Annotated in this window: 14 protein-coding genes; 7 read left to right on the plus strand and 7 right to left on the minus strand. The window is 41.4% G+C overall.

Features of this window, described 5'->3' with window-relative positions:
- Positions 1-115 precede the first annotated feature (115 nt).
- Entirely contained in the window at positions 116-838 is a 723-nt protein-coding gene (locus GXP67_RS28870) for a hypothetical protein (protein ID WP_162446352.1), read from the plus strand.
- A 41-nt stretch (positions 839-879) separates the two neighbouring features.
- On the opposite strand, the gene GXP67_RS28875 is transcribed toward GXP67_RS28870, so the two are convergent.
- The 5 genes from GXP67_RS28875 to GXP67_RS28895 all read right to left on the minus strand — a co-directional run bounded on the left by GXP67_RS28875 (position 880) and on the right by GXP67_RS28895 (position 6,325).
- Positions 880-1,239 carry a gamma-glutamylcyclotransferase family protein gene (locus GXP67_RS28875; protein WP_162446353.1) on the minus strand — a complete coding sequence of 120 codons (360 nt, stop codon included), beginning with the start codon at positions 1,237-1,239 and terminating at the stop codon, positions 880-882.
- Positions 1,240-1,384: 145 nt separating this feature from the next.
- Positions 1,385-2,146: a LytR/AlgR family response regulator transcription factor gene (locus GXP67_RS28880; RefSeq protein ID WP_162446354.1), complete on the minus strand. Its 762-nt coding sequence runs from the start codon at positions 2,144-2,146 to the stop codon at positions 1,385-1,387.
- A gap of 62 nt (positions 2,147-2,208) precedes the next feature.
- The gene (locus GXP67_RS28885; protein WP_162446355.1) at positions 2,209-3,327 is read right to left on the minus strand and encodes a sensor histidine kinase; all 1,119 of its coding nucleotides are present in this window, start codon (positions 3,325-3,327) and stop codon (positions 2,209-2,211) included.
- A 79-nt stretch (positions 3,328-3,406) separates the two neighbouring features.
- The gene (locus GXP67_RS28890; protein ID WP_162446356.1) at positions 3,407-4,057 is read right to left on the minus strand and encodes a hypothetical protein; all 651 of its coding nucleotides are present in this window, start codon (positions 4,055-4,057) and stop codon (positions 3,407-3,409) included.
- A 117-nt stretch (positions 4,058-4,174) separates the two neighbouring features.
- The gene (locus GXP67_RS28895) at positions 4,175-6,325 is read right to left on the minus strand and encodes a TonB-dependent receptor (protein ID WP_162446357.1); all 2,151 of its coding nucleotides are present in this window, start codon (positions 6,323-6,325) and stop codon (positions 4,175-4,177) included.
- 381 nt (positions 6,326-6,706) lie between these two features.
- Here GXP67_RS28895 and GXP67_RS28900 point away from each other — a divergent pair, with 381 nt between their 5' ends.
- The gene (locus GXP67_RS28900; protein ID WP_162446358.1) at positions 6,707-7,318 is read left to right on the plus strand and encodes a DUF4230 domain-containing protein; all 612 of its coding nucleotides are present in this window, start codon (positions 6,707-6,709) and stop codon (positions 7,316-7,318) included.
- Here the strand turns inward: GXP67_RS28900 and GXP67_RS28905 are convergent.
- Entirely contained in the window at positions 7,299-7,781 is a 483-nt protein-coding gene (locus GXP67_RS28905; RefSeq protein WP_162446359.1) for a regulatory protein RecX, read from the minus strand. The genes GXP67_RS28900 and GXP67_RS28905 overlap by 20 nt on opposite strands.
- A 194-nt stretch (positions 7,782-7,975) precedes the next feature.
- Between GXP67_RS28905 and GXP67_RS28910 the strand changes: the two genes are divergently transcribed.
- The 5 genes from GXP67_RS28910 (at position 7,976) to tatC (ending at position 12,275) form a co-directional block, all read left to right on the plus strand.
- Complete coding sequence (locus GXP67_RS28910; protein ID WP_162446360.1) at positions 7,976-8,647, plus strand: cache domain-containing protein; 672 nt, start codon at positions 7,976-7,978, stop codon at positions 8,645-8,647.
- Positions 8,602-9,804, plus strand: a complete 1,203-nt coding sequence (locus GXP67_RS28915; protein WP_162446361.1) for a sensor histidine kinase — start codon at positions 8,602-8,604, stop codon at positions 9,802-9,804. Before GXP67_RS28910 ends, GXP67_RS28915 begins: the two co-directional genes overlap by 46 nt.
- Before the next feature lie 192 nt (positions 9,805-9,996).
- Positions 9,997-10,635, plus strand: coding sequence for a response regulator (locus tag GXP67_RS28920; RefSeq protein WP_162446362.1), 639 nt, complete (start codon positions 9,997-9,999; stop codon positions 10,633-10,635).
- Between the two features lie 186 nt (positions 10,636-10,821).
- Positions 10,822-11,181 carry a hypothetical protein gene (locus GXP67_RS28925; RefSeq protein WP_162446363.1) on the plus strand — a complete coding sequence of 120 codons (360 nt, stop codon included), beginning with the start codon at positions 10,822-10,824 and terminating at the stop codon, positions 11,179-11,181.
- A gap of 188 nt (positions 11,182-11,369) precedes the next feature.
- Entirely contained in the window at positions 11,370-12,275 is a 906-nt protein-coding gene (gene tatC / locus GXP67_RS28930; RefSeq protein ID WP_232064640.1) for a twin-arginine translocase subunit TatC, read from the plus strand.
- A gap of 34 nt (positions 12,276-12,309) precedes the next feature.
- Here the strand turns inward: tatC and GXP67_RS28935 are convergent, their stop codons facing one another.
- Positions 12,310-13,302: an IS701 family transposase gene (locus GXP67_RS28935; RefSeq protein WP_232064642.1), complete on the minus strand. Its 993-nt coding sequence runs from the start codon at positions 13,300-13,302 to the stop codon at positions 12,310-12,312.
- Positions 13,303-13,519 lie beyond the last annotated feature (217 nt).

Consider the following 13,519-nt stretch of genomic DNA (forward strand, 5'->3'; position numbering starts at 1 on the left):
TAATTAGTATATATTTCAAAAACAAAATAGCGTTGGATATACAATTCAGCGCTACTTCGTTTTAAATACATCAAATTAGAGATGAAGCGTTAATCTTGTGGCAAAAAATCATCTTATGAACCGGCTATCGCATTCAATAATCCTACTTTTATTGCTTACGGCAACTGTAAAACCAGCACAAAGCCAGAGAATATTACCAGCACCAGTCAAAAAGTTAACGAGCCACAAGCCGGTTTATCTTAAAGACCGGGAAATGGTATATGCGGTGAAGCTTTACGGTAAAAAAGCAGAATTTGTAAAGCACGATACCCTAATTTTTAAATGTAACCTCAAAGACCGGCATCCGGAGGTTGGACAAACCGAATGTATCTGGCGGAGAAAAGCAGATACTATGAAAGAATTTACCGGAGTTACAGAAAACGATACAACGGTATGGATTCATCCACCTCGATTTGAAGATTACAGGGTTCTGGCATTCAGTCCTTTCCCCGTATTAAAATATCCGCTTAAAGCAGGTTCAACATGGAATTTTGACATAACGATAGGAGGGGACTGGGGAAGTAAAGATTTAATGGAGTGGAAAGGATTAAAAGAGTTTAAAGCGTTTTACAAACTTTTGGGAAAAGAAACACTTTCTACAAAATTAGGAAAACTCGAGTGTTATAAAATCCTGGCCGAAGGAAGCAATGATTTTGGAAAAACACAGTTAGTGCTATTTTTTAACGAAAAATATGGCTTTGTACAACTGCATTACCAGAATATAAACCAGACTTCTATGCAGATTGAATTGATAGATGAAGTTTTTCTGAATCCTCTATTACAAGTAGGTAAAAAATAAATATGAATCTAAAACCTTCATAGCTGACACAACAATTACTATTATACAATAGGGGAAGCAGCCACATATACCCATGCTTCCCTTTCGGATTGAAGCACAACTTTTATTCTTCGGTATTCCCTTGGTTCATATCTATCTGCAGCTAATAGTTCCAGAGGTGTAAGAGTAAATACATGCCCCGGAATGGCATCTGCTTGATTTGTGGAAACAGTAGCTATCGGAAAATATTCTTGTTCTGCCTTTGTATGAAAGGATTCATCCCGAATGATAATATTGGAAAGGGTGTAGCCTCCCAAAGTGTCCGCTGTGCCCTGTAAAACCCTTCCAAATATATCCAGTTGTACTTGTTCATATTGCAAGGTTCCATAGGAGAATAGGTATTCATTTATTTCTTCAGTCATTTCTTTACTGGCAGCAAAAGGAGTAAGTCTTAAATGATAGAGACTACTGATTTTATTGTGATCAACTGGTAATTAGCTTTTGCTGCAATTTATCAGGAAATTACTGTTTCTTTTTTAACTAAAACAGATCATACTATTATTTTTCTTAAATCTCCAGCAGGCTCCGCACTTTATCCGCATAACTCAGGCCGGAGGTAATTTTAGTCTGTGCTTTATCGTTGAGAAGCACCACATATCGGCCACTGAAGTATTTCTGGATTTCCTTAATATACAGCCGGTTGATGATCGTAGACCGGCTGGTCCTGATGAAATGAGGAGGCAGTTTTTCTTCCAGGGCAGCGAGGGTATAATCGATCAGGTACTTTTTGTTATCGCCAGTGTTGAGGTATACATATTTATCCTCCGCTTCAAAATGGGTGATTTCTTCCAGCCGGATCAGCAGAATTCTTTCGCCGGTTTTTACAGGAATGGAAATCAGGTCTTTTTTAGGCTTGAACTGCTCAATCAAATGTAAGAGCTTCCTATTATATTCGGTAGTATGGCTGTACATTTTGCCTAGTTTTTGAATAGTCAGTTGCAGCCTTTCTTTTTCAACAGGTTTCAGGAGATAATCAATGGCATTTTCCTCAAAAGCACGGATGGCATAAGCTTCAAAAGCGGTAGCAAATACTACAACCGGAATGTGGCTCAGCCTGGAAAGCATTTCAAAACCGTTCAGTACCGGCATTTCAATATCCAGAAAGATCAGGTCGGGTTTGAGCAGTTCAATGACTTGCAAGCCATCTGCCCCATTATAGGCTTCTCCAATAATTTCTATGTTATCTTCATGTTCGCTGAGCAAGCGGGCTAATCGTTTAACAGCCAGTTTTTCGTCATCTATCAGTAAGGTTCTGTAGGGAGGAGTCATAGAAAAGGTTAGTTGGAGGAAGTTAGCTGAATGTTTACAATACTTGAGTAGAATGACTATCGTTAGTTATTTTTAACAGGGACACTTTCCAGTTGAGCAGTTTCCGGAGAAAGAGCGGGTTGATACTTCAGGGTAATTTTTAAGTGTTTGTATGCTCCGTTTATAATTTCCATTCTGGCATCTTCGCCGCAAAGCATGCGCAGTTTGTCGCTGGTGCTTTGTAAGCCATAGCTGGTAGTTAACTGCTGCGGAAAAGCCGGTCCATTGTCATGAATAATAATCTGAACGTATTCCCCTTGCCTGGAAATAATAATTTCAATTTTACCCTGCTGGGCAACTTTTGAAATGCCATGTTTGATTGCATTTTCTGCCAGTGGCTGTAATAAGAAGCGGGGAATCAAACTATTTTGTACGTTCTCATCTGTAAACCGGATCTCATAATTCAGCCGCTCGTCAAAACGCACTTTTTCCACCTCCAGATAGGTGGTAACCATGGCTATTTCTTCACCCATCGTATGAAAATACTGGTGTTGAACACTAGTGCTGTAGCGGAAAAACTTCGACAAAAGCATCACCATTTGCTCTGCCCGTTCGGGGTCGATATGGACCAGGCTGGCAATGGAATTGAGTGAATTATACAGGAAATGCGGATTGATCTTCGCTTGTAGAGCTTCCAGTTCGGCTTTGGTTTTTAGTTCCTTCAACTGCAAAAGCTGGTATTCCTGTTCGGTGATCTTGCGGGTACGGTTTTGTTCCCGGTCGAAGAAATACATCATCAGGCTACCCACCATCAGGGGATGCAATGAATACAAATAGCGCATTCCTTCCGGCGAAGGATCAATATTTCCATCAATGTTTCTAGAGGAAATAATAACAACAAATAGCACATAATTGAGCCCGAAGTTCAGAAACAGCATACTTAGATTCAGCCAGAGATACTTCCAGAAGGGATGTTGCAGGTTTTTAAACCAGGTTCTGAACACTACCACAGCAATCATTACTACGAGTCCATTGCCAAAGGCCGACAGCCATGCCATCAGGTAGGTTTTTCCCTTCCCGCCAAAGTCATAAATGATTACACTGCTTAAATGTGTAAAGCCAGACAAAGCAAGCACGAGTAAAGAAGCAAAAATGTACTGAAGTAATAGCCCAGGCGTTTTATGGATAAAAGGTAGCTTCATGTGTAATACAGGCTTTTATTCAGTTAAGTTAATCATTTTACTGCTATTTCTGCCGAAAGCTCACCATCAGATTAGCTGATTATTTGCCATCACAGTTAGCATATAGATGTTCTGCACTTTTAATTCCCCAATCCGGAGATATACTGGATGCTGGCTTAAAGGAAGAAAATTTATCCATGGCCGTTTTTAATTTAGGGCATGCTGTGGCTTTTCCACCTCCGAATGCTTCCGGGGTATAATATAGCATCTGGCCTTCCAACATGTAAATTCTTGGATTTTCCTGATTAATCTGGCGGGCTTTGGCTAAAGATTCATTAAAAATTGGTCCATACGTTTGAAAACGGGTTTGTCCATCGATGGAAATACGGCCGAGGGCGATAAAGGCTTTCATCACCAGCACTTCATCCTGATTGGATTGCTGGGCTTCCGCTTTCTGTAAAAACTGATCAGCTTTATCCATCAGCTGGTCTTTACGCACATTATCATTTTCCATAAAAGCCATATTCAGATAACTGTAACTTACCCAGTAAGCTGGCAGCCATTCTTTAGGTTCAGCAGTAGCAATACGTTCGAGCTGGTTAGCGGCTTGTTGCATTTCTTCTACGGTTTTGCTGCTATGCACCGCCGTAATGGCTGCTTGCATGGCTTTTTCAAACTTAGTGTCTTCACCGGCAAGTGCAGCTAGTGAGCAGAATAAGGTAATTAAAGAAAGGATGATTGATTTTTTCATGGTATATAGTGTTTAGTAGTTGAAATTTTATTAGAAATGAGTGAATGAGTATTTCTTTAAGAGCCTGTTAAACATGTAACTATTTAACTCACTCAATCGCTCAATCACTTATTCGCCTTATGGCTCAAAGCCGGCACCTATGGAAATAAACATGCCTACAAATATTCCCCTGGTAGCCGCCTGACCAATTTCCTGCCGCCTGGAACCATCGAGAGAGTAGCGGTAACCAAATACATTCTGCGTGCCCAATACATTATTTACCGAGGCAAAAACTACCGTGAAATGGTCTTTTATGTGGGTCAGGTAAGAGATACTGGCGTTTATTCCATGATAGGGTTTGGTAAAATTACTCATGAACTGATCGGCATTGGGATTGTAGTAGGGGCGGCCGCTGGCGAAATTGTAAGTTACACTTACCATGCTGCTGATGGCTGTAAAAAACTGTTTATATACCACACTCACATTGTGCCTGGAAGCAAAAGAAGGCATAGCTTCCGTGGGAAAGTTCTGATAATTACGCTTGGTATCCAGAAAAGAATACGACACCCAGTAATCTGCATTCTTAAATGTTTGCTGATCCCGCCAGAATATATCTAGCCCTTGTGCATATCCATATCCGCTGTTGTCGGTGTTTTCTGTGGGTTGCCTGAAACGGTTCGGATCGTAAGGAAACTGGTCATGTTCTCTGGCTAAACGGGTATAGTCTTTATAATACGCCTCAGCCCGGAACGTACGCCTGTTTTTCATCAGCTGATAGTTGAGAATAAAATGATCGGCTTTCTCAAAGTTCAGTCTGCGGTTGGTAAACAAATACCTGTTTTCCGGCGACTGGTAAAACTGTCCGAAAGCAAAGGAAATCTGGCTATAATCCCCTGTTTTGTAGGCCAGAGAAGTCCTGGGCGCTATGGCGTAGTTATCAATAAGCTGTGAATGCTCGGTACGGATACCAATTCTGGCAGCTAGTTTCCGGGTGAGGTAAATATCTGATTCTACAAACCCAGCTACATAGGTGTCCTGCAGCTCATTTTTATATTCATTAAAACTATTGCCAAAGCTGTATTGATGTATTTCTGCCCCTGCCAGAATAGATGAATTTTCACCCACCGTACGGGATAAAGTTCCTCTGGCCTGGGTCCGTTCTTCAAACCTGGTGGTATGATCGGTGCTGATGTCAATATCGTCGTGATTATAGCTGTAAGAAGATGCCGCTGTGGCCACCCATTTTCCTTCACCAAACGCATGCTGATAGGAAGTGTTTACATAGATATTATTATTGATCAGGTAAAAGGAATTTTCCTGGTCGATATTTTCGAAATCCCGGTACCTGAGTCCGGATTGAGAACGGGTGTAATTGCTGTATACTTTAAAAATGCTGTGTTCAGTTGGTTTATGTTTAAACACAACAGTGCCTCCGGCTGATTGCGGCACTTTCAGCCACTCTACATTCTGTGGCACCAGTTTGAACAGCGGACCTAAGTGTGTATAAATTCCTTCTGCAAACAATGATGTTTTGTTCCAGCGCTGGGTACGTGAAACATAGCCGCCAGCTGCCATCAGGCCAATATCTGTTTTCGAACTATCAGGCAGATCTTTGGTATTGAGTACCATCACCGACGAAAGAGCTTGTCCATACTGGGCAGAATAGCCGCCGGTACTAAAAGAGGTTCCTTTGAAAAAAGCCGGAGAAAAGCGGCTCCGCTGGGGCACATCCGGTGTATTGCTGTAAAAAGGATTTTCTACAACCGTGCCATCAATAATGGTTTTAGTTTCGTTTGCCGAACCTCCTCTCACAAACAAACCTTCCGAATCACCCACCCGCTGGGCACCAGGCAAGGTCTGAAAGGCAACGGTGATATCGGCATTGGCTCCTGCTGTTGTAAATATATCCAGTGGACGCAGGATGACAGATTTCTTTTCATCGCTGGCTTCAAACGCCCCTGCCGTAATAGTTACCGTATTTAACTCACTCTGTACTTCCTTTAATTTCAGGTTAATTTCTTGTACAGCCCCTTTTATCTCTATAGGTAATTCTGATGCCTGGTATCCTACGAATGTAGCTACAAGTATCTGGCTTCCGGTTTCCGGGGTTTTGAATGTAAAACTTCCATCAGTTCCAGTTGAAATGCCATCGTAGGTGTTTTTCAGGTACACATTTACTCCGGGGAGTGGTTCACCACTGGTATCTGTGATTTTTCCTTTAATCAGGGTCTGGGCAAATGCCCATTGGTAAAAAAATATAAGTACAAGTGTGAGTATAATTGATCGCATGTCTCTGGTTGCTCAATGTTGATAAGCCAAAGTAAATGCGACTGCGGGCTGTAAAGAATGCTTTTCTGACAAACCGATGAACAAGTGCGCTCAACCGGTAAAATAGTGGAGTGAAATCGAAGGAAATGGTGTATAGGATCAGGCCAGCGAGAAAATACATTACTATAAAAAGCTCTGATCGGGGCTTTTCGGTTTAAAGGTAAGCAATATAGTATTTAGGGTCTTACGGATATAGAAACGTTTAAAAGTGTTGTAAGTATCCATTTCAGCAATGGCATGATGTATGTGTGAGATGAATGCGGAAAAAAATGTCAGATATTAAATTATATTGGGGGAATACCTGTTCTATTGATACACAACACTACATTAACTCTCAGCTTCATGCGATTGATACGTTTATTGTTTAGAATCACATTAGTAGGACTATTTTTATACGCTGTTTATTTCTTCTGGCAGAAATTTGAAGGCCTTACGGAAGAGAAACCCCCGGTTGTAATTACAACGCATAGTACGGTTTTACAGGAAATAACCGCCATGGGAAAGCTGGAACTGGTGAAATATACGTTTAAAGATGTAGTAGAACACGAAGTTGTAAAGGAATGGCTGCCCGATGCCAAAGCTGTGTTAATTGTAAGCGGAGAAGCTGTAGGCTGTATTGACCTGACCAAAATAAAATCTACCGATATCATTGAAGATACGGATACGGTGATTGTCTATCTTCCTGACCCGGAATTATGTGTATACAAAATCAATCACGACCAGTCGAAGGTATATGATGTGCAATATGCCTTTATGGGAGAAGCCCAGCTGGTAAACGATGCATTTGTGGCGGCAGAAAAACAAATAAGTAAATCGGCACTAAAAATGGGTATTTTGACTCAAACCCAGGAAAATGCCCAAAAAATGCTAACCCCTTTTCTGGAGAAGGTTTCCGGGAAAAAAGTATTGGTGCGCCACCGGCTCAAAGCTGACCTTAAGGAATTAAGACGTTGATTACATCCCAGATCATATCCTGCTCATAACCTTTGGAAAGGCCAAACCGGAGCAATTTATGTTTTCGCTCCATTTCGCTTCCCGTTTTTTCCAGGGTGTGTTTTTTCTCCAGCAGGTCAAATAGGATGCGTTCGTACAGGTCTGGATCTATTTCCTGCAAGCCAAGCCGGATTTGTGCATCAGTTAAGCCCCGCATTTTAAGCTCCATTCTAATTTTATTGCGTCCCCATTTTTTTAAGCGGAATTTTCCTCCGGCAAATGCTTTGGCAAACCGTTCCTGGCTGATGAATTTTTCTTCTACCAGTTGCTCTACTATTGCTTCTACTACTTCTTCCTCCAGTTCCAGACTATATAATTTGTCTTTTACTTCCTGAACAGATCTTTCCTGATAGGCACAAAAAGCCGTTGCCTTTTGATACGCTTCTTTGGCCGACAAATCCTTTTTTTTATTCGCTTTCTCCATATAGTAAGAATAACGTTGATTTGCGAAATTTGCTACATCTTTATCAGTAGAAACAAAACTCAGGATTATTTCATTGTCACTAATGTATGCTGAACTGGTAATTTTGTTATTTTTCCAGGCTTGTTATTTCTTTTTTCTGCGTGAACAGACTATCTATCTTTCAGAAACTGCTTTTATCCCATCTTTTCATCGGCATGAGTACTTTGCTGCTGATTACATATTTATTTTACCATTCTTTCAAAGAAGCCCTTATTTCGCGTACGGTAGCCCAGCTTACCTCGATCAACGATCTAAAGCAAATTTATATTCAGGATTATTTTGAAGGAATGCAGCAAAGCACCCAGCTACTGGTGCGGAATATACCTGTCACGGACCTGTTGCAAAAGGGTTCAGCGCAGCAGGATACTTCCGGGAGGAATGCCAGTTTTGCCTTGCTTCAACAGGAATTTGCCTACCAGGACCTGCTCTTATTTGATACTTCACGCCACCTTGTTTTCCATCAATCGCATTCCTTTTTCTTTCCGCACCATACTTCCGGAGAATTTAAGGCCATACAGGGTTTACTGGAAAAAAGCCTTCAATCGCCACAACTGGGAGAAATCATCTTGCATGGGGAATATACATTGTTCAGTGCAGTTCCGGTAAAAGATACCAGCGGTACAGCGATAGGTATAGCGCTGGCACGGCTTCCGGCTACGCCCATGGAGTATGTATTAAATCTACGCAATGGCATTGGGAATACCGGTGAATCGTATGTAGTAGGTGCAGACTTCCGCATGCGTTCCCATTCCAGATTTTTTCCTGAAAAATCCCCCAGAGCATGGAAGTACGTACTGAAGCGGCCAGAAATGCTTTGCAAAATATAACCGGACCATCGTTAGTAGTGGATTACCGGGGAGTTCCGGTGGTGAGCGCCTATCACAGGCTCAATATTCCCGGATTAAACTGGGCGATTGTTTCTGAGATTGACCAGGTAGAAGCAATGCAGCCAGTTTATCAGATGCGCAGCACAATGGTTCTGATCGGAATAGGCGTTTGTTTTCTGATTACGTTACTTACCTGGTTTGTATCGGTGCCACTTTCTCAACGCATCGATGGACTCAAAGACATTGTATTGCAACTCTCTCAGGGTAAATTACCAGGAAAACCTTTGCTTACCGGCAATTACGATGAAATTGGCCAGATGATACAAGCCATGAACCAGTTAATATTAGGATTGAGACGCACTTCTTTATTTGCCAGTGAAATTGGAAATGGACAGTTACAATCACCCTATGAACCCTTAAGTGCAGAGGATACGCTGGGAAATGCCCTGATTCAGATGCGGGATAAACTAAAAGCCAGCCAGGAAAAAGAGATAGTATTGAGCCGGCAGCGTACAACGGCTCTACTGGAAGGCGAAGAAAATGAGCGAAGACGTATTTCCAGAGAATTACATGATGGCATTGGGCAGTTGCTCACGGCCATTCAGTTTAAGATCAATGCAATTGAAGGGCAGGAACAAGCCAGGAAGGAGATTAAAACGATTTTAGACGAGACCATTCTGGAGGTGAGGCGCATCTCACATAACCTGATGCCGAGTGTGCTAAGGGATTTTGGACTGGAGGCTGCCTTGCGTTCGCTTTGCAACCGTACAGCGCAGGCTACTGGCTGGCAAGTGAGCTTTAGCTTTGATGCCGACCCGGAAGCGCCTGCCCTATCCCAGGAGTTTATCACTAGCTTGTACCGGATTGCACAGGAGGGGATTCACAATGCTGTGAAACATGCGCAGGCTACTAAGCTGGATGTAATTGTAGATCATGAGCCTGATCAGGTGCAACTTAGGATGAGGGATAATGGCAAAGGTTTCGACTTGCAAACGTATGAAACGCAGGACGGTGAAGGAAATGGTATACGCAATATGCGGGAACGGACACATCTGCTAGGTGGTAAATTCCAGCTGATAAGCCGGGTAGGAGAGGGCACTACGTTAGTTATATCTGTACCTTTAGGAGAGGAAGTGACTGAGCGGATGAGTGATTGAGTGATAAAATGTTAGAATTACAGAATAATAGAAGGTCAGAATAAAAATTAATTATTATAATTCAGTAATTCAGTAATTCAGTAATTCAGTAATTCAGTAATTCAGTAATTCAGTAATTCAGTAATTCAGTAATTCAGTAATTCAGTAATTCAGTAATTCAGTAATTCAGTAATTCAGTAATTCAGTAAATGTATGACACAAGAAACGATCCGTATTGTAATTGCTGATGATCATCCCCTGGTGAGAAACGGCCTGAAAACCGTATTACATACCATGCCTGGATTTCAGGTAGTGGCCGAAGCTGAAAATGGATTGCAGTTACTCAAACTCATTGATGAATATAAGCCGGATGTCGCTTTGGTAGATATTTCCATGCCCCAACTCAATGGGCTGGAGGCTTTGCAGCAACTGAATGCGCAGCATCCTGATCTGAAACTGATTATGCTTACCATGCATGAGGAACCTGAGTATATTTTAAAAAGCCTGAGCAGTGGCGCACAGGCATATTTGCTTAAGAATGTAGAACCAGAGGAGTTACAAAAGGCGATTATTACAGTGGCTAAAGGAGGAAAATATTATAATCCTACCATTGCCAGCATTGTCATTAATAATTTGTCCAAACCTGAACCTGATGAGGAAGCACTAACGCCCAGAGAATTGGAAGTGCTCCGCCTGATTTGCCGGGGCATGAGTAATCATCAGATTGCCAGCGAACTATTTATCAGTATCCGTACTGTAGAAAAACACAGGGTAAATGTGCTTAGAAAAATGCAAGCTGTGAATACAGCCGATCTGGTGAGAAAAGCCCTGGAGAGAGGATTAATTGATTAGAATATATGCTTTCCGGGCAATTTTTGAAGAAAATATAAGGTATAACCTAGTTATATACGTAGAAATACCCATATCTTTCTACCTGAAAATACTACCAGAAAAATACAAAAATATTGGTATTTACCGGCTGCTAGATAGCTGTTAATTTTGCATTGTTGAAATATGTAGAATTAAACGCTAGCAGATATGAAAAAAACAGCATTATTGATCGTAAGTATATTGTTTTTAGGTGCTTTTACAGCGATGGCACAAAATCCGGTGGTGTTTAAATATAAAGTAGATCCTGGGTATTCTACCAATAACTATAAGCACCCCAATAAGGCAGCCGTGGCAAATAAATACAATATGGAAAACCATTTTACTGGTTTTAGTTATATAAAGCCACTTCCTGTACTCCAGGTTCAGCAGTGGAATTACAAAAACCAGGATTTTGCTCCCAGAACTGGTGTAGCCTTTTCCGGGGCTGTGCTTCCGGTACCACCTATGAAACATTATAAAAATCCACAGCAATCTCCGGCTAACTATAAGCATCAATTCGGAAAATAAGTATAGTTTTATCATGTAACAAAAACACCGTCGTTCTCATAACGCCGGTGTTTTTTTGTTATCAGGATTAAGTACATAGAGTCTGTTGGGCAGTAAAATGCGTATATAGGAATAAGCGCTATAAAAACAAGATTTTTAATTGTATTTGCTTAATTTTGTAGCTACACCTGCTATAACAGTGTTTAATTTTGGAACAAGATAATAATTCGAGTAATGGTACAGGAGGTAAGGGAATGATCAGCAGCATCATTAAAAGAAATCCTAAGCAAAAACCGCCGCAAGAGGAAGAAAAAGAGATGTCGTTTATTGACCATCTGGAAGAACTCCGCTGGCATGTCGTACGTTCGGTAGCGGCGATATTTGTATTTAGCTTCCTTGCTTTCTCCAACAAGGAACTTGTATTTGGCAAAATTATTATGGGGCCATCCAAGCCAACTTTCTGGACCTACCGCATGTTTTGCGAACTGGGTAGAAAAATGAGCTCTGATGCCTTATGTATAGATAAACTTAATTTTGTGATTCAGGCCAGAGAACTCTCCGAGCAATTCACCATGCACCTGGCTTCATCGCTGGTGATTGGCCTTGTTCTGGCTTTTCCTTATGCTTTCTGGGAAATGTGGCGGTTTATTAAACCAGGCCTTCATCCTACAGAACGCCGGATGACTACCGGAGCTACTTTTTTTGTAAGCCTGCTTTTTTTAATGGGGGTGACATTTGGTTATTTAATAGTAACACCGCTTTCCATCAATTTCCTCTCCAGTTATCAGCTGGATGAAAGCATCGTCAATGAATTCAACATCAGCTCATATATTTCTACATTGGTTACCCTTACCCTGGGTTGCGGCATCATGTTCCAGTTGCCCATGCTGGCTTTTGTGCTTTCCAAGATGGGTATTATTACACCGAGTTTGATGCGTTCTTACCGCAAACATTCTATTGTTGTGATTCTGATCGTGGCCGCTATTATTACGCCACCAGATGTGATCAGCCAGATTCTGGTTGCCATGCCTCTGTTCTTACTCTATGAAGTAAGCATTCTGATTTCGGCCAGAGTAGAACGTGCCAGATTGAAAGAAATGAATACTGAGCTATAAGGACCGGATATAATATTAGGACTTTCGCTTATAATTAAACGGCCTGGATTTTTGGATACCTAAGTTCATGCATCAAATAGTCGGAGAAAAGCTCTTTTCTAATTTGATAAATGGTTTTATACACTTGTTTGGCTTTTACTTTCAAAGATACCCATGCATGATAACAGCAGGCTAAATGATTTCTTTGCGAACGGGCTTTTCTGCATTGACACTTTTCTGAGCCTGTCAATTGTTTGAAGCCTCTATGGAAGTCTTCCACCTGCCACCGGTTGTCGTTTTTAAGCTCTGCGACAAACAGGTTTACCGAGTGGTCTAAGTCATTGGTAATGACATAGTCAATGTCGCCGTTTGGGGCAACTATCTTGAATAACTTGACCATAAAAGGCACTTCTTTTAATTTAACAAGCAAGCCTTTTACCTGATCCTCAAAAATAAGTTTATCTAAGTGCTGATAGCCTGTTTCCTTACTGAGACTCACTTTACGGTTGCTTTTCAGGGTAGTGAAAAATGTCCAACCATGACGGTGAATGAGTTTGAGATTCTCCACTGAGGCATACCAGGTGTCAAAAAGAATAGTGCTACATTTGAGCCTTTTATGAGTGACAAGCCGCATGAACATTTCCTGAAAATGGTCATTTTTGGTTTTACCATCCGTGTCGGGATGGTAGATGCGGTAATCAATAGGCCAAAAATCTCCGTCATTGCCTGATGAATGCACAAAATTGACTAAACCAATCCCTTTCACTAAGCCATGCTCATTACCCGAGTATTGCTTTTTAACTAGTTCAATGAAGTGAGAATAGCGCTTATCCTGAACACTGTCATCTGCAATAATGACCGCAGTCGGCGAATCCTCAAGGTGGGGGTGAACGATTTGCCACAAATCTGCCGGGGTAAAGCGTTCCTGTCGCAGAAAATCGCTTACCTCATCATGGCTAACTGAGACTTTATGGTCAGCCATATGGGTACAGGTGTAATTGATAGCCGTACTCAACAGATACTCCACATATTCTTTTTTGCTTATCATGCCTAAATTTATTAACTATATTCCTGGTAAGCGAAAGTCCTAAATATATTATAAAGGCTGCCTGAAAAGGTAGCCTTTTTTGATTATCACAAATGCGAAAGTGCTAATGGCCAGGTTTAATAATCGTTGCTTGTGTACGCTGATGTAGATTACAGACATCTAAACCACTAAACCCGCAAAGTTCCTGCTGCTTATTGAAATAGCCGTATTGTGTATC

The organism is Rhodocytophaga rosea, assembly GCF_010119975.1.
Lineage (GTDB): Bacteria > Bacteroidota > Bacteroidia > Cytophagales > 172606-1 > Rhodocytophaga > Rhodocytophaga rosea.

Excerpts from the sequence above, each read along its gene's own strand:
- GXP67_RS28915 (WP_162446361.1), top strand. The coding sequence starts at position 8,602 with ATGGAAGTACGTACTGAAGCGGCCAGAAATGCTTTGCAAAATATAACC.
- GXP67_RS28920 (WP_162446362.1), top strand. The coding sequence starts at position 9,997 with ATGACACAAGAAACGATCCGTATTGTAATTGCTGATGATCATCCCCTG.
- GXP67_RS28890 (WP_162446356.1), bottom strand. The coding sequence starts at position 4,057 with ATGAAAAAATCAATCATCCTTTCTTTAATTACCTTATTCTGCTCACTA.
- GXP67_RS28905 (WP_162446359.1), bottom strand. The coding sequence starts at position 7,781 with ATGGAGAAAGCGAATAAAAAAAAGGATTTGTCGGCCAAAGAAGCGTAT.
- GXP67_RS28880 (WP_162446354.1), bottom strand. The coding sequence starts at position 2,146 with ATGACTCCTCCCTACAGAACCTTACTGATAGATGACGAAAAACTGGCT.
- GXP67_RS28875 (WP_162446353.1), bottom strand. The coding sequence starts at position 1,239 with ATGACTGAAGAAATAAATGAATACCTATTCTCCTATGGAACCTTGCAA.
- GXP67_RS28895 (WP_162446357.1), bottom strand. The coding sequence starts at position 6,325 with ATGCGATCAATTATACTCACACTTGTACTTATATTTTTTTACCAATGG.
- GXP67_RS28925 (WP_162446363.1), top strand. The coding sequence starts at position 10,822 with ATGAAAAAAACAGCATTATTGATCGTAAGTATATTGTTTTTAGGTGCT.
- GXP67_RS28870 (WP_162446352.1), top strand. The coding sequence starts at position 116 with ATGAACCGGCTATCGCATTCAATAATCCTACTTTTATTGCTTACGGCA.
- GXP67_RS28900 (WP_162446358.1), top strand. The coding sequence starts at position 6,707 with ATGCGATTGATACGTTTATTGTTTAGAATCACATTAGTAGGACTATTT.
- GXP67_RS28935 (WP_232064642.1), bottom strand. The coding sequence starts at position 13,302 with ATGATAAGCAAAAAAGAATATGTGGAGTATCTGTTGAGTACGGCTATC.
- GXP67_RS28885 (WP_162446355.1), bottom strand. The coding sequence starts at position 3,327 with ATGAAGCTACCTTTTATCCATAAAACGCCTGGGCTATTACTTCAGTAC.
- GXP67_RS28910 (WP_162446360.1), top strand. The coding sequence starts at position 7,976 with ATGAGTACTTTGCTGCTGATTACATATTTATTTTACCATTCTTTCAAA.